The organism is Caulobacter segnis ATCC 21756, assembly GCF_000092285.1.
Taxonomy (GTDB): Bacteria; Pseudomonadota; Alphaproteobacteria; order Caulobacterales; family Caulobacteraceae; genus Caulobacter; species Caulobacter segnis.
Genome location: NC_014100.1, coordinates 4,534,474 through 4,555,385 on the forward strand (window position 1 = coordinate 4,534,474; position 20,912 = coordinate 4,555,385).

The 20,912-nt window shown below is 68.3% G+C and carries 23 protein-coding genes and 2 pseudogenes; 12 read left to right on the forward strand and 13 right to left on the reverse strand.

The annotated features are described in order from the left end of the window. Window positions 1-76: 76 nt before the first annotated feature. The 5 genes from CSEG_RS20755 to CSEG_RS20775 form a co-directional block, all read right to left on the reverse strand. Window positions 77-655 (reverse strand): NUDIX hydrolase, encoded by a 579-nt coding sequence (locus CSEG_RS20755; RefSeq protein WP_013081192.1) that lies wholly within the window; start codon window positions 653-655, stop codon window positions 77-79. A gap of 24 nt (window positions 656-679) precedes the next feature. Continuing rightward, window positions 680-1,246: a ribosome maturation factor RimM gene (rimM, locus tag CSEG_RS20760; RefSeq protein WP_013081193.1), complete on the reverse strand. Its 567-nt coding sequence runs from the start codon at window positions 1,244-1,246 to the stop codon at window positions 680-682. A gap of 113 nt (window positions 1,247-1,359) precedes the next feature. Continuing rightward, window positions 1,360-1,866, reverse strand: a complete 507-nt coding sequence (gene rpsP, locus CSEG_RS20765; protein WP_013081194.1) for a 30S ribosomal protein S16 — start codon at window positions 1,864-1,866, stop codon at window positions 1,360-1,362. 24 nt (window positions 1,867-1,890) lie between these two features. Continuing rightward, complete coding sequence (gene ffh, locus CSEG_RS20770) at window positions 1,891-3,417, reverse strand: signal recognition particle protein (RefSeq protein WP_013081195.1); 1,527 nt, start codon at window positions 3,415-3,417, stop codon at window positions 1,891-1,893. A gap of 385 nt (window positions 3,418-3,802) precedes the next feature. Further along, on the reverse strand, window positions 3,803-4,309 hold the full coding sequence (locus CSEG_RS20775; RefSeq protein WP_013081196.1) for a DUF1993 domain-containing protein: 507 nt from the start codon (window positions 4,307-4,309) through the stop codon (window positions 3,803-3,805). 117 nt (window positions 4,310-4,426) lie between these two features. On the opposite strand from CSEG_RS20775, the gene CSEG_RS20780 reads away from it, so the two are divergent. Beyond that, complete coding sequence (locus CSEG_RS20780; RefSeq protein ID WP_013081197.1) at window positions 4,427-4,855, forward strand: CBS domain-containing protein; 429 nt, start codon at window positions 4,427-4,429, stop codon at window positions 4,853-4,855. Between the two features lie 63 nt (window positions 4,856-4,918). Here CSEG_RS20780 and mdh read toward each other — a convergent pair whose 3' ends face one another. Beyond that, the gene (gene mdh / locus CSEG_RS20785; RefSeq protein WP_013081198.1) at window positions 4,919-5,881 is read right to left on the reverse strand and encodes a malate dehydrogenase; all 963 of its coding nucleotides are present in this window, start codon (window positions 5,879-5,881) and stop codon (window positions 4,919-4,921) included. 134 nt (window positions 5,882-6,015) lie between these two features. Between mdh and CSEG_RS20790 the strand changes: the two genes are divergently transcribed. Beyond that, a complete protein-coding gene (locus CSEG_RS20790) occupies window positions 6,016-7,074 on the forward strand; it encodes a MaoC family dehydratase (RefSeq protein WP_013081199.1) in 1,059 nt (352 codons plus the stop codon). Further along, window positions 7,067-7,492: an HIT domain-containing protein gene (locus CSEG_RS20795; protein ID WP_013081200.1), complete on the forward strand. Its 426-nt coding sequence runs from the start codon at window positions 7,067-7,069 to the stop codon at window positions 7,490-7,492. The genes CSEG_RS20790 and CSEG_RS20795 overlap by 8 nt, the downstream gene beginning before the upstream one ends. A 106-nt stretch (window positions 7,493-7,598) precedes the next feature. Here CSEG_RS20795 and CSEG_RS20800 read toward each other — a convergent pair whose 3' ends face one another. Both CSEG_RS20800 and CSEG_RS20805 read right to left on the reverse strand, forming a co-directional pair. Further along, window positions 7,599-8,477: a hypothetical protein gene (locus CSEG_RS20800; protein ID WP_013081201.1), complete on the reverse strand. Its 879-nt coding sequence runs from the start codon at window positions 8,475-8,477 to the stop codon at window positions 7,599-7,601. Window positions 8,478-8,505: 28 nt separating this feature from the next. Beyond that, complete coding sequence (locus CSEG_RS20805; RefSeq protein ID WP_013081202.1) at window positions 8,506-9,384, reverse strand: HpcH/HpaI aldolase/citrate lyase family protein; 879 nt, start codon at window positions 9,382-9,384, stop codon at window positions 8,506-8,508. 130 nt (window positions 9,385-9,514) lie between these two features. Between CSEG_RS20805 and CSEG_RS20810 the strand changes: the two genes are divergently transcribed. The 4 genes and pseudogenes from CSEG_RS20810 (at window position 9,515) to CSEG_RS20815 (ending at window position 11,048) form a co-directional block, all read left to right on the forward strand. Beyond that, window positions 9,515-9,895 (forward strand): DUF2237 family protein, encoded by a 381-nt coding sequence (locus CSEG_RS20810; protein WP_013081203.1) that lies wholly within the window; start codon window positions 9,515-9,517, stop codon window positions 9,893-9,895. A gap of 41 nt (window positions 9,896-9,936) precedes the next feature. Beyond that, window positions 9,937-10,030, forward strand: a pseudogene (locus CSEG_RS23830) (hypothetical protein); the annotation flags it as partial. 571 nt (window positions 10,031-10,601) lie between these two features. Beyond that, window positions 10,602-10,673, forward strand: a pseudogene (locus CSEG_RS22775) (hypothetical protein); the annotation flags it as partial. Window positions 10,674-10,868: 195 nt separating this feature from the next. Further along, the gene (locus tag CSEG_RS20815; protein WP_013081205.1) at window positions 10,869-11,048 is read left to right on the forward strand and encodes a hypothetical protein; all 180 of its coding nucleotides are present in this window, start codon (window positions 10,869-10,871) and stop codon (window positions 11,046-11,048) included. Window positions 11,049-11,103: 55 nt separating this feature from the next. Here CSEG_RS20815 and CSEG_RS20820 read toward each other — a convergent pair whose 3' ends face one another. Next, the gene (locus tag CSEG_RS20820) at window positions 11,104-11,484 is read right to left on the reverse strand and encodes a hypothetical protein (RefSeq protein ID WP_013081206.1); all 381 of its coding nucleotides are present in this window, start codon (window positions 11,482-11,484) and stop codon (window positions 11,104-11,106) included. 67 nt (window positions 11,485-11,551) lie between these two features. Next, entirely contained in the window at window positions 11,552-12,415 is an 864-nt protein-coding gene (mutM, locus tag CSEG_RS20825; RefSeq protein WP_013081207.1) for a bifunctional DNA-formamidopyrimidine glycosylase/DNA-(apurinic or apyrimidinic site) lyase, read from the reverse strand. An 83-nt stretch (window positions 12,416-12,498) separates the two neighbouring features. Here mutM and CSEG_RS20830 point away from each other — a divergent pair, with 83 nt between their 5' ends. Both CSEG_RS20830 and ubiB read left to right on the forward strand, forming a co-directional pair. Continuing rightward, complete coding sequence (locus tag CSEG_RS20830) at window positions 12,499-13,257, forward strand: class I SAM-dependent methyltransferase (RefSeq protein WP_013081208.1); 759 nt, start codon at window positions 12,499-12,501, stop codon at window positions 13,255-13,257. A gap of 3 nt (window positions 13,258-13,260) precedes the next feature. Further along, the gene (gene ubiB, locus CSEG_RS20835) at window positions 13,261-14,772 is read left to right on the forward strand and encodes a 2-polyprenylphenol 6-hydroxylase (RefSeq protein ID WP_013081209.1); all 1,512 of its coding nucleotides are present in this window, start codon (window positions 13,261-13,263) and stop codon (window positions 14,770-14,772) included. Window positions 14,773-14,935: 163 nt separating this feature from the next. Here the strand turns inward: ubiB and CSEG_RS20840 are convergent, their stop codons facing one another. Then, entirely contained in the window at window positions 14,936-15,496 is a 561-nt protein-coding gene (locus CSEG_RS20840) for a hypothetical protein (RefSeq protein ID WP_013081210.1), read from the reverse strand. A 156-nt stretch (window positions 15,497-15,652) separates the two neighbouring features. Between CSEG_RS20840 and coaBC the strand changes: the two genes are divergently transcribed. Further along, entirely contained in the window at window positions 15,653-16,849 is a 1,197-nt protein-coding gene (coaBC, locus tag CSEG_RS20845) for a bifunctional phosphopantothenoylcysteine decarboxylase/phosphopantothenate--cysteine ligase CoaBC (RefSeq protein ID WP_041538395.1), read from the forward strand. Between the two features lie 40 nt (window positions 16,850-16,889). Here coaBC and CSEG_RS20850 read toward each other — a convergent pair whose 3' ends face one another. Then, window positions 16,890-17,783 (reverse strand): Fic family protein, encoded by an 894-nt coding sequence (locus CSEG_RS20850; protein ID WP_013081212.1) that lies wholly within the window; start codon window positions 17,781-17,783, stop codon window positions 16,890-16,892. A gap of 300 nt (window positions 17,784-18,083) precedes the next feature. Between CSEG_RS20850 and dut the strand changes: the two genes are divergently transcribed. Then, the gene (gene dut / locus CSEG_RS20855; protein WP_013081213.1) at window positions 18,084-18,554 is read left to right on the forward strand and encodes a dUTP diphosphatase; all 471 of its coding nucleotides are present in this window, start codon (window positions 18,084-18,086) and stop codon (window positions 18,552-18,554) included. A 1-nt stretch (window position 18,555) separates the two neighbouring features. Here the strand turns inward: dut and CSEG_RS22945 are convergent, their stop codons facing one another. Next, complete coding sequence (locus CSEG_RS22945) at window positions 18,556-18,699, reverse strand: hypothetical protein (protein ID WP_013081214.1); 144 nt, start codon at window positions 18,697-18,699, stop codon at window positions 18,556-18,558. A gap of 353 nt (window positions 18,700-19,052) precedes the next feature. Between CSEG_RS22945 and CSEG_RS20860 the strand changes: the two genes are divergently transcribed. Continuing rightward, complete coding sequence (locus tag CSEG_RS20860; RefSeq protein WP_013081215.1) at window positions 19,053-20,855, forward strand: methyl-accepting chemotaxis protein; 1,803 nt, start codon at window positions 19,053-19,055, stop codon at window positions 20,853-20,855. Window positions 20,856-20,912 lie beyond the last annotated feature (57 nt).

Consider the following 20,912-nt stretch of genomic DNA (forward strand, 5'->3'; position numbering starts at 1 on the left):
GTCCCCTAGCGAATTCGCGGTGAGGTCGCATCGGATGGGCGCAGACGCCAGTTAAGCTTGCGTCATGACCTGTTTGTCATCCGCCCATTCGCGGCGCCATCGTCATCTCGATGACGCCGGCCGCCGCCAGGCCCCGCAGAAGCGACGCGGCCTGCATGCCGACGGTGATTTCACCGGTCAGGGCCATCCGGATCGCCTCGGGGAGCGAGACCCAGACGCTTTCGATCCGCTCGCTGGGCTCGTCCTGGGGCTCGGCGACCTTCACGACGTCGCGCGCCAGGATGATGTGGGTGCGGTTGGTGTGGGTGCCGGCGTTGGGACGGGTCTCGCCGACCAGGCTGAGGGTCCCCTGGCAGCCGGCCTCCTCCAGCAGTTCGCGCCGGGCCGCCTCGACGGGATCGGTCTCGCCGGGATCCATGCCGCCCGCCGGCAGCTCGACGGAGATGTCGCCCAGGGCGTGGCGGTATTGCTTGACCAGCAGGACGTTGTTGTCGGCGTCCAGCGCGACCACCTCGACCCAGTCGGGATATTCCAGGACGTAGTAGGGCGCGATCACCGCGCCCTCGTCGGTGACGCAGTCATCGGCGCGGACGCTGATCCAGCGATCCTTGTGGATGTGGCGCGAGGCGGTGACCCGCCATTTTCCGTCCGACATCGCTGGGGTCTCCTTAGCGGAAAGTCAGTCCCGGTCGCCGAGCTCTTCGTCTTCCGAGGGGCCCTCGTGCTCGCCGACCAGAGCCGGCGGATCGGCCAGGATCAGGCCCTCGCTGATCTTGACCTCGGGAACGGCCGCCCGCGTGAACGGCAGGTACCAGGTGGGGCCGCCCAGGTCCGGCGTGATCTCGAGGATATCCCCGGCGCCGAAGTTCTGGACGCTCTTCACGCGACCCAACAGCTGATCGGTCTGGATGTGGCGGACCGTGAGACCGACGAGGTCGGTCAGGTAGAACTCGTCTTCATCGGGCTCGGGCAGGGCCGAGCGCGGGACGTAGAGCCGGAGGCCGCGCAAGGCGTCGGCGGCTTCCTTGGTCTCGACGCCGGGACAGCGGCAGACGACGCCGTCCTTGGTCTTGCGGGCCGAAGCAATGGTCAGGGCGGGCGAGCCGTCCTGGCGCTTCAGCGCCTTGAAGGCCGCGATGCTCATCGGGTCTTCGGTATAGGTCGAGATCCGCACCTCGCCGCGCACGCCGAAGCCGCCGGCCACGCGGCCGACAAGGATCAGCGGATCATCGGGAGAGACGGCCATCGCGTAGACAGAGTCGCGCCGCCGACCCGGCCGGGGCCCCTCCTGATCCGATCGTCATGATCGGATCAGGATAAAGGGGGTCCGCAAACCAAGGATCGGCGGCGCTGGAACCCTTAGCCTTCGGTGGTTTCTTCAGCGGCCGGAGCTTCAGCTTCAGCGGCCGGAGCCTCTTCAGCCGGAGCTTCTTCGACGGCCGGAGCAGCAGCCGCGGCGGCGGCGGCTTCAGCGGCGGCGGCCTTTTCAGCTTCAGCGGCCGCCTTGGCGTCGGCTTCGGCTTGCTTGCGGTCTTCTTCGCGCTGAGCGCGCTCGGCCAGGCGCTCTTGCGCCTTCTTGCCCGGGGCGCCCTTGTTCGGGTTGTTGCCGGCGGTCCAGGTGGTCAGGCCTTGGGCGGCCAGGAAGCGCGCGACGCGGTCGGTCGGCTGGGCGCCCTTCTTGAGCCACTCTTGGATCGACTCGACCTTCAGGGTGACGCGGTTGGCGTCGTCCTTCTTGAGGAGCGGGTTGTAGGTGCCGACCTTCTCGATGAAGCGGCCATCGCGCGGCGAATGGCTGTCAGCGACGACGATCGAGTAGTACGGACGCTTCTTGGCGCCGCCACGGGCGAGACGGATCTTCAGCATTGCGGTAGTCCTTGGTCTAAAGTTCTATTTCTTGAACGGGTTGAAGCCGGGCAGGCCCAGGCCGGAGAGAGGGTTGGGCTTGGCGTCGCCGCCAGTCCCGAGGCCCGGCAGACCGGGCAGCCCCGAGAGGCCTTGGCCCCCCGCTGCGTTGGGGTCGGGCTGAGGCATCTTACCCCCGCCCAAATTCTTGAGGCGCGCCATGTCGCCGCCGCCCATCATCTGGGCCATGCGGGCCAGGCCCTTGCCGCCGTCCTTGCTCATGGCCTTGAACATGTCGGCCATCTGACGGTGCTGCTTGAGCAGGCGGTTGACCTCGGCGACATCGACGCCCGAGCCGGCCGCGATGCGGCGCTTGCGCGAGGCGGCCAGGATGTCGGGCTTCTTGCGCTCTTCCTTGGTCATCGAGCTGATGATCGCCTGCTGGCGGCGGAAGATGCTGTCGTCGATCCCGCTCTCGGAGATCTGCTTCTTGACCTTCTGGACGCCCGGCAGGAGGCCCATGATGCCTTCCATGCCGCCCAGCTTCTGCATCTGCCGCAGCTGAGCGGCCAAGTCGTCGAGGTCGAACTTGCCCTTGGCCAGCTTCTTGGCCATGCGCTCGGCCTCGGCCTGGTCGAGGTCGGCCGCGGCCTTCTCGACCAGCGCCACGACGTCGCCCTGGCCCAGGATCCGGCCAGCGACGCGACGGGCGTCGAACACGTCCAGCTGGTCGATCTTCTCGCCGGCGCCGAGGAACTTGATCGGCAGGCCGGTGACATGGCGCATCGACAGCGCCGCGCCGCCCCGGCCGTCGCCGTCGGCGCGGGTCAGGATCAGGCCCGTGAGCGGCAGGCGCTCGTGGAAGGCCTTGGCCGTGCGCACGGCGTCCTGACCGGTCAGGCTGTCGGCGACCAGGATGGTCTCGGACGGGTTGGCGATGCGAGCGACTTCCGCCGCCTCGCTCATCATCGCCTCGTCCAGCGTGGTGCGGCCAGCGGTGTCGAGGATCAGGACGTCGTAGCCGCCCAGCTTGGCGGCCGAGACGGCGCGCTTGGCGATGTCGACGGCGCTCTGGCCGGCGACGATCGGCAGGCTCTCGACCCCGACCTGCGTCGCCAGCAGCGCGAGCTGCTCCATGGCGGCGGGACGGCGGGTGTCGAGCGAGGCGACCAGCACCTTCTTGCGATCGGTCTTGCTCAGACGCAGGGCCAGCTTGCCGGTGGTCGTCGTCTTGCCCGAGCCCTGCAGGCCGGCCATCAGGATGATGCTGGGCGGGTTCAGCGCCAGGTTCAGGCCGGTCGGGACGTCGCCGCCCAGCATGTCAACGAGACCGTCATAGACGATCTTGACCACCTGGTCGGCCGGCTTGACCGAACGGATGACCGCCTCGCCGCCGGCCAGTTCCTTGGCCTTGCTGATGAAGTCCTTGACGACCGGCAGGGCGACGTCGGCCTCGAGCAGCGCGACGCGGACCTCGCGCAGCGCCTCGTCGATGTCCTTCTCGGACAGCACGCCGCGACCGCCGAGACGTTCGAAGACGCCGGAAAGTCGCTCTGTAAGGCCGTCGAACATGTCGAACCCTGGGTCTAAACAAGCTCCAAACGCGATCAGCCCCCGTGGACGATCACGTCGACGGGGGTCCTCGCCGTCCTCGTCCGGATGGATCCTGCGCTAGCAGGCCGGGGTCGTGACGGTGGAGGCGCTGCTGATAAAGCGCCGGAAGCCGGGGCTTATGGCTGAAAAAGGCCACGGAGTCAAAAGAGGCCGTCCCAACCCGTCCCCGCCAATCACGCACGCCTCCCCAGGCCTTGTGCCTGGGGCCCATCGGCCAGCCCTCCCGGCGCAGGACACGCGCTCGCCCACGCTGGCGGCGTCCGCCATCCGAAGCCGAGCCAAGCTACGTCATGGGTCCTCGCCACAAGGGCGAGGAAGGCTGTTCTGGGAATGCGGGTGAAGCTTAAGCCATGCCCAGGAAGTCGCGCTTGCCGACCTCGACGCCGTTGTGGCGAAGGATCGCGTAGGCCGTGGTCAGGTGGAAGAAGAAGTTCGGCTGGGCCTGACCCTGGAAATAGGCCAGCCCCTTGACCACGCTGGTCTCGCCGCGACGGGTCAGGGTGATGTCGCGATCCTCGGCGCCCTCGAACGCCGCCGGGTCCAGACCCTCGACATAGGCGATGGCCCGGTCGATGCGGGCGATCAGTTCAGCGAAGCTGGTTTCGACATCGTCCCAGGCCGGAACCTCTTCGCCGGCCAGACGCGCGCAGCAGCCCTTGGCGAAGTCGGTGGCGATCTGGATCTGGCGGACCAGCGGGAACATGTCGGGATAGAGCCGCGCTTTCAGCAGGGCGTCCGGATCCCACCCCTTGGCCTCGACGTGGGCGGCGGCCTTGGTCAGAACGCCTTTCAGCCCCTTCAGGCCCTGGATGAATACGGGCGCGCTGGCCTGATGGATCGAGATCGACATGAGAAGCTCCACTTGAGGGATGCGCCTAGATAGGGCCCTGCGGTCGCCTCCGAAAGCGGAACGGTTGGGGCGCGGCGCGGGTTTTAGAGCCTCGAGTTCAAACCCAAGAGGTTCTCCATGAAAGTCAGCGACGCCATGACCACCCAGGTCTCGATCGCGCGCCCCACCGACAGCATCCGCCAGGTCGCCCAGACCATGGCCCAGGTCGAGAGCGGGGTCGTTCCCGTTGTCGAAGACGGCAAGGTGGTGGGCGTGGTCACCGACCGCGACATTGTCCTGCGCGTCGTCGCCGAAGGCCGCAGCTTCGACAGCCCTATCTCCGAGGCCATGTCCGATGGCGAGGTCCTGAGCGTGAAGGAAGATGACGTCCTGGCCGACGCCACCGCCAAGATGGCCAACCATCAGGTCCGGAGACTGGTCGTTCTGAACGACGCCGGCGCGCTGACCGGCATCCTGTCGCTCGGCGACGTCGCCAAGGACTATGGCGCCAAGCAGGTCGGCAAGACGCTGGAAGAGATCTCCCAGGAGTCCGACGAGGCGCAGTAGGCGTACAGAAAAGGGCGGCCCCGCGAGGAGCCGCCCTTTCCTTATTCGCTCAGGCGAGGAGGCTTAGACCAGCGAGCTGTCGATGGCCTTACAGGCTTCCATCAGGCCCTGAACCGACTCGACCGACTTGGCGAACATGGCCTTTTCGGCGTCGTTGGTTTCGAACTCGACGATCTTCTCGGCGCCGCCGGCGCCGATGACGACCGGCACGCCGACATAGAGATCCTTCAGGCCGTACTGGCCGGTCAGGTAGGTGGCGCAGGGCAGGACGCGCTTCTTGTCCTTCAGGTACGAGGTCGCCATGGCGATGGCGCTCTCGGCCGGGGCGTAGAAGGCCGAGCCGGTCTTCAGCAGGGCGACGATCTCGCCGCCGCCCTTGCGGGTGCGCTCGACGATGGCGTCCAGCTTTTCCTGGGTCAGCCAGCCTTGCTTGACCAGTTCCGGCAGCGGCAGGCCGCCGACGGTCGAGTGACGGACCATCGGCACCATGTCGTCGCCGTGGCCGCCCAGGGTCCAGGCGTGGATGTCTTCGACCGAGACGCCGGTGGCTTCGGCCAGGAAGTAGGCGAAGCGGGCCGAGTCGAGGACGCCGGCCATGCCGATGACCTTTTCCTTCGGCAGGCCCGAGAACTGCTGCAGGGCCCAGACCATCGCGTCCAGCGGGTTGGTGATGCAGATCACGAAGGCGTTCGGAGCGTGGGCCTTGATGCCTTCGCCGACGGCCTTCATGACCTTCAGGTTGATGCCCAGCAGGTCGTCGCGGCTCATGCCCGGCTTGCGCGGCACGCCGGCGGTCACGATGCAGACGTCGGCGCCGGCGATGTCGGCGTAGTCGTTGGCGCCCTTCAGGGCCACGTCCTTGCCGAACACGGCCGAGGCTTCGGCGATGTCGAGGGCCTTACCCTGCGGGGTGCCTTCGGCGATGTCGAACAGGATCACGTCGCCCAGCTCTTCGCGAGCGGCGATGTGGGCCAGGGTGCCGCCGATCATGCCGGCGCCGATAAGGGCGATCTTCGCGCGAGCCATGGGGTCTCCATCAAGGCTGTGGACAGTGAAATGTCGCGCGCGGTCTAGACCTGTCGCGGCCCGGCCTCAAGCCCCCTTTCCCGTTTCGCTGCACTGCGGCAAAGATGCATGAACAATGATAAGCAGCGCAGGGGATGAAAGCCGTGACGACCAAGACCGATCCGGGCCATTTCTTCGAGGACTTCAAGCTGGGCCAGAGACTGGTCCACGCCACGCCTCGGACGGTCACGACGGGGGACGTGGCGCTCTATACGGCCCTCTATGGTCCGCGCTTTTCACTGTTCTCGTCCGATGCGTTCGCCCGGGGGTGCGGCCTTGTGTCCGCCCCCGTCGATCCGCTGATCGCCTTCCACATCGTGTTCGGCAAGACCGTGCCGGACATCAGCCTGAACGCCGTGGCCAATCTGGGCTACGCCGAGGGCCGTTTCCTGGCCCCGGTCTTTCCGGGCGACACGCTGAGCGCCGTCTCCGACGTGATCGGGCTGAAGGAGAATTCCAACGGCAAGACCGGCGTCGTCTATGTCCGCACGACCGGAACCAACCAGCATGGCGAGGCCGTGCTGAGCTATGTGCGCTGGGTCATGGTCCGCAAGCGCGACGAGGCCGCCGAGATCGTCGAGCAGACCGTTCCGACGCTGTCGACGGCCGTCGCCCCCGCCGACCTGGCGCTGCCCCCCGGCCTCGACTTCTCCGCCTATGACTGGGCGCTGGCCGGCGCGCCGCACGCCTTCGAGGACTATGAGATCGGCGAGAAGATCGACCATGTCGACGGCATGGCGGTCGAGGAGGCCGAGCACCAGATGGCCACGCGCCTTTGGCAGAACACCGCCAAGGTCCACTTCAACCAGTTCGAGCGGGCCCGCGATCCGTCCGGCCGCCGCCTCGTCTATGGCGGGGTGGTGATCTCGACGGCCAAGGCGCTGTCGTTCAACGGCCTGCAGAACGCCGGCCTGATCCTGGCGATCAACGGCGGACGCCACGTCGCGCCCTTCTTCGCCGGCGGCACGGTGTTCGCCTGGAGCGAGGTGCTGGACAAGGCCGACCTCGGCGCGGCCGGAGCCCTGCGGCTGCGTCTGGTGGCGACCAAGGACGCGCCCTGCGCGGAATTCCCGGACAAGGGCGGCGAAGGCGTCTACGATTCCAGCGTGATCCTCGACTTCGATTACTGGGCGGCGGTGCCTAAGCGTGTCTGATTTTGTGCTCGATCCCGCGTTCGTGGCGACCTCGCATCTGGTCGCCGATCTTCCCCTCTGCGAGGTGCGGCTTCAGGACGACGTCCGCTATCCGTGGCTCGTCCTGATCCCCCGCCAGCCCGGCCTGACCGAGATCGAGCAGCTGGACGTCGGCCATCGCCTGCAGCTGATGGAGGAGATCGTCCTGGCCGGCGCCGCCGTGCGGGCCATCGGCTCGGCGCTCGGCCTGGCGGTCGACAAGCTCAATGTCGGCGCCCTGGGCAATGTCACGGCCCAGCTGCACGTCCATGTCGTCGGTCGGCGACCGGAAGACCCGGCCTGGCCCGGGCCCGTCTGGAGTCACAGCCCGGCCAGCCCCTACGGCCCCGACGCCCTCGAAGCCGCGATCACGGCGGCCGAGGAAGTCCTGGAAAACTAGAGCGTGGCAGCCGAAGTTGTGAGCGGTTTCGGCGCCCGCCACGCTCTAACTATTTGAGATAGAGCCTGTTTATCCGTTTCCGATCTTCATCGGAAACGGACAGGCTCTAGCGCCGCTTCTTCCGCGACGAGGCCTTCTTGCCCTTGGCCTTCGTGGCCTTGCCTTTCTTCAGCGCCGGCGACTTGGCCTTGCGGGCGGCCGCCGCGCACTTGGCCTTGGCGGCCTTCAGCGCCTTGCCCTTCTTGCCCTTGGTCGAGCAGACGGCGGCCTTGGCGGGCGCGGCGCGCGGGGGCCAGACATAGGGCCGCGCGCCGCGCGCCTCGTAGCCAGGCGGCGCCTCGGGCAGCAGGTGCTCGGCGGACACGCTCGCCGCCGCCCCGGCCTCGACGAGCTGGCCCGACCAGCGGCCGTCCGCGTCGGGGCGCAGGCTCAGGGTCGAAGCCTGACCGCCTTCCTGGGCCGTGAAGCGCGCCGACAGACCCTCGCCGTCGCGTTGAAGGTCGTCGATCAGGCCGGTCGAGCCCGGCGCGCCGGTCCGGCGAAGATCACGCCAGGCGCCTTCCAGCGGCGCGCCGCCGCCGGCCTTGTCGACGATCTGCAGGGCGTAGAGCGGCGTCCCGTCGGGACCCGCCACCCGCCATTGCCCGTCCAGCGGGCCCTGCAGGTTCTGGGCGGCGGCGATCGACCCGCGCACCCGCAGCTCGTAGACCTGCTCGGCGGGCGAGGTCTCGCCTGGGGCCGGGATCGGCAGGATGTTCGGCTTGCGGCGCGGCGCGGGCTTGGCGGCCGTCTCGGCCTGGTCCTCGTCCATGTCCTGGCCGGACTGCGAGATCAGGTCTGCCAGCGGGTCCAACGCCTGAGGGACCTCGGCCGCCGGCGGCGCGGTCGTGACAGGCGGCGCTTGCGCGGGCGGAGCCGTCGTCGGGCTCTGCTGGGCCAGCGCGGGGCTGGCGGCCAGGACGACGGAGAAGACGATAGCCCGCATTCGCAACCTTCTAGAGCCCCCTTCGGCTTCACCCCCGCGCGGCGATCACCTCGACCACCGCCACCAGGCGCTCGGCCTGCGCCAGGTGCAGACGTTCGGCCATCTTGCCGTCCACCCGCAAGGCGCCTTTGCCAGAATTTTCCGGCGCGTTGAAGGCCGCGATCACCGCGCGGCTCCAGACGATGTCCTCGGGCGAGGGCGAGAAGACGCGGTTGCAGATCTCCAGATGCTTGGGATGGATCAGGGTCTTGCCGTCGAAACCGAAGTCGACGCCCTGGACGCAGACCGCCTCCAGCGCCGCCAGATCCTCGATGTCGTTGTGGACGCCGTCCAGGATCGTCAGGCCGTGGGCCCGCGCCGCCGCCACCGACAGGGTCAGCAGCGGCAGGAACGGCGCGCGGTCGGGCGTCTGGCGCGCCCGCATCTCCTTGGCGAAGTCGTTGACGCCCATGACCCAGGCCGACAGCCGCGTGCCGTGGGCGGCCTCGCCGATCTCCCATAGGTGAAAGGCGGCCTTGGCCGTCTCGATCATGATCCACAGGCGCGTGGCCGGCGGAGCGGCGTGCAGGCGCTGGTCGTAGAGGCGCACGTCGGCGGCGTCGTTGACCTTCGGGACCAGCACCGCATCCGGCCCGGCCTCGGCGGCGGCGGCCAGGTCCTCGGCGCCCCAGGGGGTGTCGAGGCCATTGACGCGGATCACGACCTCGCGGGCCCCGAAGCCTCCGGCCTGCACCGCCGCCACGGCCGCCTCGCGGGCCGCGGGCTTGGCTTCAGGCGCGACCGCGTCCTCCAGGTCCAGGATGATCACGTCGGCGTCGAGGGTGCGGGCCTTTTCGACCGCCTTGGCGTTGGAGGCGGGCATGTAGAGGGCGCTGCGGCGCGGGCGGCTGGGCAAGTCGACGGTCATGGTGCTCCCCGGATCGGTTCTGGCTTTGCGCCGAGCTTAGCATTGCTGCGTCGCAGCAAAAGCCTTCCGCTTGCGGCAGGCCGGGCAATAACCGCCTTGGCCTCTCCTCGGCTTGGCGTAGGATCGGGCTATGACCACGCGCTACGACGAGAACGCCAAGAACGTGCTGGGCGGAGAACTCAAGCCCTGCTCCCTGAACCCGGTGACCGGATTCTATCGCAACGGCTGCTGCGAGACCGGGCCGCACGACCTAGGCCTGCACACTGTCTGCGTCGTGTTGACTGACGAGTTCCTGGCCTTCTCGAAAGCCCAGGGCAACGACCTGTCCACCCCGCGCCCGGAGTACGCTTTTCCGGGCCTGAAGGCCGGCGACCGCTGGTGCCTGTGCGCCGGCCGCTGGACCGAGGCGCTGGAAGCCGGCATGGCGCCCCAGGTGGTGCTGGAAGCCACCCATGAAGAGATGCTGGCCGTCGCGCCGCTGGGCGTGCTCAAGGATCATGCCGTCACCTGACAAGGCTCCGCCGCTTCACGCGATCGCTCGCTGAAGGGATAGAAGGGATGCGGAGCGCCGGACATCCGTCCGGAGGTTTGAAGTGTGTGTACCGTTTCGACGAAGCCAGACGCTCCGCGCAGCCGTTATCCGGTGAGCCCTCGACTCGCGGGGTTTTAACCCGCTTCCGAAAGAGGCCCCCGACGGGCGGGCCGGGGCGACGACCCCGGTCCCGGAACGCCCGGGCGATTTCAGCCCGAACCTGCCGCGTCGCCTATGCCTTCGCCGCCAGGGCTTCGTCCCGATATTTCAGGGAGCCTGCGCCTGGATCCGCCGCGAAGACGCCTTCCCGAAAGAAGACCGGCGAGCGCTTCCCGCTCGACCACCCCCGACAGCCGTCACGATCGCCGGCCGGACGTCCCTTCCAAGCCATCGGGTGAGGAAGAGTATGGAATGGGTTTGAACGCGGATGATCCAGCGGCGTGTAAAAGTGAGAAGTGATTGAAATCGTTCCGTTCGATTCCGGATACCCGGATCATACAGCGCCGCGAACGCTCGTACTTGCCCCCTCCGCGCTGACGCGCTCCTCCCCCGGAGGGGGAAGAAGGCCCGCGTCTCCTTCCGCCCCCTCCGGGGGCGGACGACCACGCATAGCGTGGTCAGGTGGGGGCCTGCAGCGGTGGCCGATTGGCGCTGAAACCCGTCCCCCCGCGACGGGAGTCCTTACATCTCACGGCGAGACGATCGCAGGGCTGACCGGGTTGCTCAAGGACCGCCCTCCGGGCGGCCGCGCCGCGGCGGCGAAGCCGTCCTTGACCAACCCGGTCAGCCCTGCACGCTGCAGCCTCCAAGAGATGTAAGGTTCGCTCCGACCCCGGGAGGTCGGCTTGCGACCCATTGCGGGCTTCCTCCTAAACGGTTCCGGTTGCCGCCGAGGCTTTCGCGCGCTACCTTGCCGTGCATGAGCGGATCACATTCGTCCTTCGCGCGTCCGATGACGACAAAGCAGAAGCGTCAATTCTTCAAGGATCGGTACGCTTTGATGGTGGCGCCTCTGCTGCTGCTGCTGCTGCTGGGCGTAAGCCTAGGTTCTGCCAACCACTATTCGGAATTGCTGGCTTGGGTTTCGGGCTCGATGCTCGCTGGACTTACAGTCAATCGCTTGGTGCGCTGACCGACTTTTGCTGCGGCGAGGCCCATAGTGTCCGCTCTCCACCCATCGCCGACATTCAGTAGGCCTGCTCTTCGCGCTCCCGCATTGAGATCGCGATCTGCGCCACCACCGCCACGAGCCCCACCAGCGCGCCGAGGCTGACCAGGGTCGACACCTCGAAAATGCCGGGCGCTATCTGCTTGAGGGTCGGATCGAACGGGAGCTTCTGGATGGTACGGCCCATGTGGAAGCTGTTGAGCCCGCCCACCAAAAGGCCCGGCGTCGGGCCGGCTATCCGCAAGTCGGCGACGATACGTCGCCAGATGTTCCTGGGAGTCCTCGCGCCCAGCACGGCGGCGATCAGGACGCCCGGAAGCGCGGCGCAAAGCAGGATCAGAACGGCCTTCTGAGGGAGCGCCGCATGTTCGAAGACACTCCAGAGCGCTTGCGCCGTCATGATCGCCTCCCCAAGCGGGGATTAGACTACGCGTGTAATCTTTTGTGTCAAACGGCGCGCCTGGCCCTCAAACCTGGCACACCGGGCAGAAGAACGTCGACCGCCCGGCCTGAACCTCCCGCGCGATGATGCCCTTGCAGCCGGGCGTCGGGCACGGCTCGCCCTCGCGGTCGTAGACGCGGAAGCGGTGCTGGAAATAGCCCAGCGCCCCGTCGGCGGCGGCGAAGTCCTTCAGGGTCGAGCCGCCGACCTCGACCGCCTCGGCCAGCACGTCCTTGATCGCCGTGGTCAGGGGCCCGAGCCGCTTCCTAGCGACGGCCCCCGCCGGCTTGAACGGCGAGATGTGGGCCCGGTGCAGGGCCTCGCAGACATAGATGTTGCCCAGGCCCGCCACGGTGCGCTGGTCCAGCAGCAGGGTCTTGGGGCCCTGCTTGCGGTTTGCAAAGGCCTTTTCCAGCGTCCTGGTGTCGAAGGCCTCGCCCAGCGGCTCGGGCCCCATGGTCGCGAACCAGGGGTGGCGATCGACGCGGTCGGTCGGAATCAGGTCCATGAAGCCGAAGCGGCGGGGGTCGTAATAGGTGACGGTCGCGCCGGCCTCGGTCTCGAAGACGACGTGGGCGTGCTTGTCGTCCGGCGTCACTTCGCGGGCGAAGTCGCCGGGCCTGACGGTTCCCTCCGGCGCGGCGATCTCGAAGCGGCCTGTCATGCCTAAGTGCATCACCAGGGTGTCGCCGCGATCCAGCGGGGCCAGGATGTACTTGGCTCGGCGGTCCAGCCGCAGGATCCTCGCGCCCGTCACCCGCTGGACGAAGCCGTCGGGCAGCGGAAACCGCAGGTCGGGCCGGTTGGCGCGCACGCGGGCCAGGCGCGCGCCGGACAGGACGGGCTCGAGACCGCGCCGGACGGTCTCGACTTCGGGCAGTTCGGGCAAGGATCATTCCTTAAGGCGATGACGCGGCGCGATGCGCGAGCTAATAGCGGACCTTCCTATAGCGACTTCGCCCCCGGGACGTCATGAGCAACACCTCCGCCAGCTTCGGTTTCAAGGATGTCGACGCCTCGCAGAAGGCGGGCCTGGTGCGCGGCGTGTTCGACCGCGTGGCCAAGAACTACGACATCATGAACGACCTGATGAGCGGCGGGGTGCATCGCCTCTGGAAGGACGCCGTCGCCGCGCGCCTGAACCCGCAGCCGGGCGAGGTGATCATCGACTGCGCCGGCGGCACCGGCGACATGGCCCGGCGCTTCGCCAAGATGGCGCGGGCCGCCCAGGAGCGGCGCGGCGGTCCGGACGCGACCATCAACATCGTCGACTACAACGCCGAGATGATCATGGCCGGCATCGAGCGCGGTGGCGAACCGGAGATCACCTGGACCGTCGGCGACGCCCAACGCCTGCCGCTGCCCGACAGTTACGCCAACGCCTATGTGATCAGCTTCGGCATCCGCAACGTCACCGATATCGACGCGGCCCTGCGCGAGGCGCGCCGGGTGCTGAAGCCCGGCGGCCGCTTCCTGTGCCTGGAGTTCTCGCGCCCGGTGACCGAAGCGTTGGCGAAGGCCTACGACGCCTACAGCTTCAAGATCATCCCGCAGGTCGGCGAATGGGTCGCCAAGGACCGCGACGCCTATCAGTACCTGGTCGAGAGCATCCGCCGCTTCCCCGACCAGAAGACCTTCGCCGGCATGATCGAGAACGCCGGCTTCAAGCGGGTCAGCTACACCAACTTCACCGGCGGCGTCGCGGCCCTGCACCAGGGTTGGGCGCTCTAAGCAGTGACCTCGTTCTCCGCCTTCTGGCGCCTGACGGGCGCGGGCTGGGCCCTGGTGCGGGCCGACGCCCTGATCCCGCGCGAGGCCGAACCCCTGCTGCCGCCGGCCGCCAAGCTGGCCGGGCGGGTGCTGCGCCTGTTCGCCGGTAGCGCCGCCAAGCGTGGCCGGCCGGGCGAGCGCCTGGCCCGCGTGCTGGAGAAGCAGGGGCCGGCGGCGATCAAACTGGGCCAGTTCCTGTCGACCCGCGCCGATATCTTCGGGAGCGCCTTCGCCGAGGACCTCTCGCACCTGAAGGACCGGCTGCCGGCCTTTCCGCTCGCGGTCGCCAGGGCCGAGATCGCCCGCAACCTCGGCAAGCCGCTGGACGAGATCTTCGCCGAGATCGGAGAGCCGGTCGCCGCCGCCTCGCTGGCCCAGGCCCATCCCGCCACGCTGGTCGACGGGCGCAAGGTCGCCGTGAAGGTGCTACGGCCGGACGTCGAGCGCCAGGTCGCCCGCGACACCGCCGTGCTGCGGCTGACCGCGCGCCTGGCCGAGACTCTGGCGCCCGCCTCGCGCCGCCTGCGGCCTACCGAGTTCGTCGAGGTGGTGATCCGCGCCCTCGAACTGGAGATGGACCTGCGCTTCGAGGCCGCCGGCTGCGCCGAGCTGGGCGAGGCCATGGCCAAGGACGCCTATATGAGCGCCCCGAGCGTGTGCTGGGAGGGCGTGGGCAAGCGCGTCCTCACCTTGACCTGGGCCGAGGGCGCGCCGCTGTCGGACCCCGCCGCCCTGACGCTGCCGGGCCTGGACCGCAAGGCCCTGGCCGAAAACGTCACCCGCGGCTTCCTGGCCCAGGCCCTGGACCACGGCCTGTTCCACGCCGACCTGCACGAAGGCAACCTGTTCGTCGCCGCGCCGGCCAGCGTCACGGCCGTGGACTACGGCATCGTCGGGCGCCTGGGGCCCGGCGAGCGCCGCTACCTGGCCGAGATCCTGTACGGCTTCCTGAACCGCGACTACGCCCGCATCGCCCAGGTGCATTTCGACGCCGGCTATGTCCCCGCCCACCAGGACAAGGACGCCTTCGCCCAGGCTCTGCGCGCCGTCGGCGAGCCCGTGTTCGGCCGCAACGCCCGCGACGTCTCGATGGGCCGCCTCCTGGCGCAGCTCTTTGAGATCACCGCGCTTTTCGACATGGCCCTGCGGCCGGAACTGGTGCTGCTGCAGAAGACCATGGTCACGGTCGAGGGCGTGGCCCGCCGCATCGACCCGACCCACGACCTGTGGGCCGCCGCTGATCCGGTGGTCCGTCGTTGGATCGGCCGCGAGCTCTCGCCCGCCGCCAAGGTCCGCGACTTCGCCGAGGAGGCTCTGCGCGCCCTCCGCGCCATCGCCCGCCTGGCCGAGGCCTCGCCCCCGGCGACGACAGAAGTCCATATCGAGCGATCGCACGTCTGGCCGCTGCTATGGTTCTTGGTCGGCGCCGCGACGGCCGGGGCGGCCTTCGTGACCGGGCTGCTGCTCTCGCGCTAGGCCGGAGCGACGTCTCTGGCCCGGGCCTCGCGTGTCGCCACGGAAGCGAATCATCGCGGCGAGCCAAGCGAAGACGCACGACCGCCCTCGCCCAACCCATCATCCCCGCCCCAGACCCGCCCTGGTCCGGGACCTGAAGCCCAGATGGCGGGGAGGATCCCCCTTACCCTTCCGCCTCGTCCCGCTCTCGCTTCTTGGCGGCGGTCGCCCGGCGCGCTTCGCGGGTCTTCTGCTCGGTCCAGTAGGCCGCGCCCTCGTCGGGCTTGAACATCGTGCGGGGCGCGCCTTCGCGCGACACCACCGCGAAAACATTGTCCTTGGGATCGTAGATCAGCAGATCGCCATTGGCGCGCTTCAGCGTTTGCGAGCCCTTGGGCGGATCGCTGACGAAGGCGTGGACCTTGGCGACATAGTCGTCGGCGCTCTTGGCGCCGAACGTCTCGCCGTTGCGCTGGAACGAGCGCTGGGCGTTCTCCTCGGCCGTGCGGTCGCGGTTGGCGGCCCAATAGGGCTTGCCGGCGATCAGCTTGACCGGCGCGTCGCGCGGATCGCTTCGGCGCGGACTCTCGGTCGACGCCTCGACCGCGGAGCCTTCAGACGCCGCGCTGGCCCGCTCCCCGCCCTTCGGCGCCTTGACCGCCGACGCGCCGCTGTCGCACGCCGCCAAGGACAGCAGGCCCAACCCAGCGACGACGCCGACAGAAATCTGCCTCACAATCTTCATGATCGTATTCGCCCCATTGCTCTACCTTGACGTTTAATGAACGAAAGCGGAACAGGAGTCGAGTCCCTAAGTTCACGGCAGGATTGTCACTGGCGCTTTGGCGCGGGGATGGGCATGTGCAGGGGACGAGACGAACGCGGAAAGCGGGAGCTGGGCGTGAGCGACAAGCGGGTTCTTCTGATCGTCGGCGGCGGCGTGGCGGCCTACAAGTCTCTGCTGCTGGTGCGCCTGCTGCGCCGGGCGGGAATCGCCGTGCGGCCGATCCTGACCAAGGCGGGCGAGCAGTTCGTCACGCCGCTGTCCCTCTCGGCCCTGGCCGAGGACAAGGTCTATCAGGACCTGTTCTCCCTGACCGACGAACACGAGATGGGCCATATCGAGCTGTCGCGCTCGGCCGACCTGGTCGTGGTCGCCCCGGCGACGGCCGACCTGATCGCCAAGGCCGCGGGCGGCCTGGCCGGCGATCTCGCCTCCACCACCCTGCTCGCCACCGATAAGCCCGTGCTGATGGCGCCGGCCATGAACGTGCGGATGTGGCTGCATCCCGCCACCCAACGCAATGTCGCGACCCTGAAGGCCGACGGCGTGTCGTTCGTCGACCCGGCCGAGGGCGCCATGGCCTGCGGCGAGTTCGGGCCCGGTCGCCTGGCCGAGCCGGAGGAGATCTTCGCCGCCATCGTCGCCATGCTGGAAGGCCCCGCCGCCAAGCCGCTGGTCGGCAAGCGGGCCCTGGTCACGGCCGGCCCGACCTTCGAGCCGATCGACCCCGTGCGCGGGATCACCAACCGCTCCAGCGGCAAGCAGGGCTTCGCGATCGCCGAGGCCCTGGCCCGCCTCGGCGCGGAGGTCACCCTGATCGCCGGTCCGGTGTTCCTGCCGACCCCGCCGGGGGTCAAGCGGGTGGACGTCGAGACGGCCCGCCAGATGCTGGCCGCCAGCCAGGCCGCCCTGCCGGCCGATGTCGGCGTCTTCGTCGCCGCCGTCGCCGACTGGCGCGTCGACGAAGCGTTCGGCGCCAAGCTGAAGAAGGAGAAGGGCGGTCCGCCGGCCCTGACCTTCGTGGAGAACCCCGACATCCTGGCCACGCTCTCGGCCTCGGGTCCCCAGCGGCCCAAGCTGGTCGTCGGTTTCGCCGCCGAGACCGACCATGTCGAGGAACACGCCCGCGCCAAGCTGGCCCGCAAGGGCTGCGACTGGATCATCGCCAACGACGTCACCCAGCCTGGCGTGATGGGCGGCGGCGAGAACGCCGTCCTGCTGGTGACCAAGGACAAGACCGAGCGCTGGGACCGCGCCGCCAAGGACGCGGTGGCCGCCCAGATCGCCGCGCGGATCGCCCAGGCCTTGGCCTAGGGCGCATTCTCCCGCTGGCGCGACCTGTTAGAACGCCCGGCTAGCGGCTGGCCGCCTGGTATTCGGCCTCCCACCAGCCCAGCAATCCCCTCTCTCCCATGATGGAGAAGAAGCGTTTCAGGATCTGGCCGTGGCGCTCGGCGAACTGCCGCCAGACCGGCGTCTCGAGAAGCTCGGGCGTGATCAGGTAGCCTCGGGGGGTCTTGAGGCAGAGACCCGCCTCGGCGAGCCGCAGCGCATTTCGCCGCACGGTCTCGAACGGCAGGCCCAGGGACCGCGACAACGACGAGGCCGAGACGGGCTTTCCCGCGCCAGGCTGCGTCGCATGGCTCGCGCGCAGAATCGAAAACAACAGGACGATGGCGAAGGGTTCGTGAACGATGGGTAGGAGCATCTCGACCAGCCGCAGGAAGTGATCCCCCCAGAGCCGCATCGTGTAGCGATGGGGAAACTCCCCATCGCCGGCCTCCTGGTCGGGCGCGCCCAGCGCGCCTAGGCGCCTGAAGGCGCCGTAGAGATCGCCGATCGCCTGACAGGTCGCTTCAGCGGTCGCGATGTAGGCAGGCGTCTCCGTGATGCTCTTGGGCATGAGGACGCCGGCGTCCGTCTGGGTCAGAAAGCCGGCCTCCACCATCGAGGCCACTCGCCGCCGGGCGGTCTCCTGAGGAACGCCGAGCGACATGGCGATGGAACGGACCCGCACGGGCCGGCGCAGTTCGTCCGGCGGCGAAGCGCTCAACGCGGCGTAGGTTTTCTGGAACGCCAGGTTGCGAGCCATGTGCGCCAGGTTGGCTTGGCCGATGGCGAGCGCCAGGAGCGTGTCGAGCGCCGAGCGATAGGTCCCGCGAAGGAATCCGCTGGAGATCAACTCAGCCGAAAACGCCAGGCAAAGTTGTTCGACGGCCCTGTCCGTGCTCGAGACAGACGACGTCATGTCCTCGCTCCCTCGCGAAGGCTCCGCCCCAATCGTTTGCACACAACAGCCCCCCATATCGAACCGCGCCCCGCGAACGTCTAGTCTCCGCGTTTGGCGAACGAAATTGAAGGGCGTCGAGACCTGGGCCTGTTCACAATTCTTACGCGGAAAGCGGCGCCCGCGGGGACAGGGCCGCCATGAATTGGGCGCTTCACCGCCGCCACGCCTCCTCACCAGGGGGACGCACAAGGGCCAGCCCCTGGCCCCGCCCCCCGCAAATCAGCTAAAGCCGGCCTGTCTCCAGAACAGGAACTCTACATGTCCGCCCTTCCCGCCGGTCTCGTCATCCGCTTCAAGCGCTGGGAAGGCAACGCCGACCTGCCGGTTCCGACCTACGCCACGGCCGGCGCGGCGGGGTTCGATCTGCGGGCCGCCGTGCCGGAGGCTGAGCCGATCGTCCTGAAGCCCGGCGCACGGTGCATGGCGCCGACCGGCTTCTCGGTGGCGGTCCCCGATGGCTGGGAAATGCAGGTGCGGCCGCGCTCGGGCCTCGCCTTCAAGAACGGCGTCACCGTGGTCAACGCGCCGGGCACCGTCGATAGCGACTATCGCGGCCAGGTCTGCGTGCTGCTGATCAATCTGGGCGAGGAAGACTTCACGATCCGTCGGGGCGACCGCATCGCCCAGGGCGTCATCGCCGCGGCTCCGCAATGGCCGCTGGTCGAGGTCGAGGACCTGGACGAGACCGACCGCGGCGCCGGCGGCTTCGGGTCGACCGGATCGAAATAGGCTATAGCCGCCCGGTCGTCTGGGCCGCCTTGATCGCGACCGCCAGATAGCCGCCGAACCCGGCCGCGAAGGCCGCCGCGGCGAGCCATAAGGTCGGCCGCAACATATCGAGCGGGGACTGGCCCTTCGAAGATGGTGGCGTCATCGGAACCTCCCATGACGCTTAACGGACGTCGCCCAGAACGGTTGCGGCTCATCGCGACGCCCAAGCGGCGGCGGCGATGGGGCGCGAGAACGCGCCTCGGAAAATCTCAAAGTCAATATTCCAGACTAGTTAGATAGTCTCTATACGGATTGTATTGAAAGGAGACTACTTTCACGCGTCGCATTCTGCGTCAAAATGTCGCTCGAAGATATGAATTCTCCAGTCTACTCACGCTCTACAGCGATTCATCCATCGAAGACTCCGGTTATCCCACTAAATCCCGAAACTCAGTGCGGGTTTATTAACCCTGATAGGCGGTGATGTCGGCCGATTGCGGGATCGGGATAGGACCCATGTCTAATTTGAAAGTTGCGCACAAGCTGCTGTTGGCGTTCGCGGTTCTAGTTCTGGGCGTCGTCGCCGCCGGAGCGGTCGTCGCGGTCGGCCTGACCTCGATTCAGCGGATCACCGATCTGAACGCCCACAGCTACGCCTATGTCGCCGCGATCACGGATACGACGGCCGCGCTTGTCGAGGAGCAGAACGCGGTGCGGGGCTATGTCGCCAGCCTGGACGCGTCGTTCCTGAAGAAGCGCAAGAAGTACGAAGGCGAGTACAAGAAGGCCTACGAGCGCCTCGTCGCCGGCGTCGAGAGCCCCGATGAAAAGGTCCGCGTCGAGAAATTGGCGGCCGCGGTCGCCGTTTTCGAAACCGAGATCGCCAAGCAGATCTCGGACGTCGAAAATCCGGCCACCGTCGAGATCGCGCGGCTCGAAATCGCCAAGACGGGCCGCCTGACCAACATCCGCAAGGTGTTGGAGGAGATGTCCAAGGTCGAGACCCAGCAACTGGCCGCCCGGAGGGCCGAACAGGACAAGGCCTTCACGACCGCTCTGGTCACCCTGGCCGTCGCCGGCGCCCTGGCCGTGGGCACGGCCGGCCTGATGGGCTGGCTGCTGTCGAACGCGATCGCGACGCCGGTCACCGCCATGACGGCGGCCATGCGCCGCCTGGCCGGCGGCGACAACACGGTGGACGTGCCCGCCGTGGGTCGCAAGGACGAGATCGGCGGCATGGCCGCCGCCGTCCTGACCTTCAAGGAAGCGGCCATCGAGAAGATTCGGCTGGAAGGCCTGGCGGCCGAGCAGCGCGCGGAAGCCGAGCGCGTCCGGCAGGCCGGGGAGGCCGAACGCGCGGCCAACGCGCGCGAACAGGCGACCGTCGTCGCCCAGGTCGGCGAGGGCCTGGAGGCGCTGGCCGGAGGCGACTTGACCTTCCGCCTGCGCGAGACCTTCCCCGACGCCTATCGCAAGCTCCAGGCCGACTACAATGCGGCCATGGATCAGCTGGCCCAGACCATGGGCGTGATCAACGGCGTGGTCGGCGGCATCCAGGCCGGCTCTTCCGAGATCAGCCATGCCGCCGACAACCTGTCGCGGCGCACCGAGCAGCAGGCCGCCAGCCTGGAAGAGACCGCCGCCGCCCTGGACGAGATCACCGCCACCGTGCGCAGGACCGCCGAGGGGGCGAGCAGCGCCCGCCGCACGGTCGACAACGCGCGCAAGGACGCCGAGAGCGGCGGCGACATCGTCGATCGGGCCGTGGCCGCCATGGGCCAGATCGAGTCCAGCTCGCGCGAGATCGGGGCCATTATCGGCGTCATCGACGAAATCGCCTTCCAGACCAACCTGCTGGCCCTTAACGCCGGGGTGGAAGCGGCGCGGGCGGGCGAGGCGGGCAAGGGCTTCGCGGTGGTGGCGCAGGAGGTCCGCGCGCTCGCCCAGCGGTCGGCGGAGGCCGCCAAGGAGATCAAGACCCTGATCTCGACCTCGACCCAGCAGGTCGACGAGGGGGTGAACCTGGTCGGCGAGACGGGCGAGGCCCTGCGGCGCATCATCTCGGGCGTCCAGGACATGAACCGGATCGTCGCCGAGATCGCCGCGTCGGCCAACGAACAGTCGACGGGCCTTCAGCAGGTCAACACGGCCGTGAACCAGATGGATCAGGCCACCCAGCAGAACGCCGCGATGGTCGAGGAGAGCACCGCCGCCAGCCACACCTTGTCCAACGAGGCGCGCGAACTGGGCCGGCTGGTGCAGCGTTTCCGCCTCGCGGAGGGCGGTGGCGCGCAAGACCGGGGACGCCGCGCGGCCTGACCGAAAAAACTTCTTCCAGCGTTCATTGATTTCTGGACGGGTGCGTCCATTTATCCC

Excerpts from the sequence above, each read along its gene's own strand:
- CSEG_RS20755 (WP_013081192.1), bottom strand. The coding sequence starts at position 655 with ATGTCGGACGGAAAATGGCGGGTCACCGCCTCGCGCCACATCCACAAG.
- rimM (WP_013081193.1), bottom strand. The coding sequence starts at position 1,246 with ATGGCCGTCTCTCCCGATGATCCGCTGATCCTTGTCGGCCGCGTGGCC.
- rpsP (WP_013081194.1), bottom strand. The coding sequence starts at position 1,866 with ATGCTGAAGATCCGTCTCGCCCGTGGCGGCGCCAAGAAGCGTCCGTAC.
- ffh (WP_013081195.1), bottom strand. The coding sequence starts at position 3,417 with ATGTTCGACGGCCTTACAGAGCGACTTTCCGGCGTCTTCGAACGTCTC.
- CSEG_RS20775 (WP_013081196.1), bottom strand. The coding sequence starts at position 4,309 with ATGTCGATCTCGATCCATCAGGCCAGCGCGCCCGTATTCATCCAGGGC.
- CSEG_RS20780 (WP_013081197.1), top strand. The coding sequence starts at position 4,427 with ATGAAAGTCAGCGACGCCATGACCACCCAGGTCTCGATCGCGCGCCCC.
- mdh (WP_013081198.1), bottom strand. The coding sequence starts at position 5,881 with ATGGCTCGCGCGAAGATCGCCCTTATCGGCGCCGGCATGATCGGCGGC.
- CSEG_RS20790 (WP_013081199.1), top strand. The coding sequence starts at position 6,016 with ATGAAAGCCGTGACGACCAAGACCGATCCGGGCCATTTCTTCGAGGAC.
- CSEG_RS20800 (WP_013081201.1), bottom strand. The coding sequence starts at position 8,477 with ATGCGGGCTATCGTCTTCTCCGTCGTCCTGGCCGCCAGCCCCGCGCTG.
- CSEG_RS20805 (WP_013081202.1), bottom strand. The coding sequence starts at position 9,384 with ATGACCGTCGACTTGCCCAGCCGCCCGCGCCGCAGCGCCCTCTACATG.
- CSEG_RS20810 (WP_013081203.1), top strand. The coding sequence starts at position 9,515 with ATGACCACGCGCTACGACGAGAACGCCAAGAACGTGCTGGGCGGAGAA.
- CSEG_RS20815 (WP_013081205.1), top strand. The coding sequence starts at position 10,869 with ATGACGACAAAGCAGAAGCGTCAATTCTTCAAGGATCGGTACGCTTTG.
- CSEG_RS20820 (WP_013081206.1), bottom strand. The coding sequence starts at position 11,484 with ATGACGGCGCAAGCGCTCTGGAGTGTCTTCGAACATGCGGCGCTCCCT.
- CSEG_RS20830 (WP_013081208.1), top strand. The coding sequence starts at position 12,499 with ATGAGCAACACCTCCGCCAGCTTCGGTTTCAAGGATGTCGACGCCTCG.
- CSEG_RS20840 (WP_013081210.1), bottom strand. The coding sequence starts at position 15,496 with ATGAAGATTGTGAGGCAGATTTCTGTCGGCGTCGTCGCTGGGTTGGGC.
- CSEG_RS20850 (WP_013081212.1), bottom strand. The coding sequence starts at position 17,783 with ATGACGTCGTCTGTCTCGAGCACGGACAGGGCCGTCGAACAACTTTGC.
- dut (WP_013081213.1), top strand. The coding sequence starts at position 18,084 with ATGTCCGCCCTTCCCGCCGGTCTCGTCATCCGCTTCAAGCGCTGGGAA.
- CSEG_RS22945 (WP_013081214.1), bottom strand. The coding sequence starts at position 18,699 with ATGACGCCACCATCTTCGAAGGGCCAGTCCCCGCTCGATATGTTGCGG.
- CSEG_RS20860 (WP_013081215.1), top strand. The coding sequence starts at position 19,053 with ATGTCTAATTTGAAAGTTGCGCACAAGCTGCTGTTGGCGTTCGCGGTT.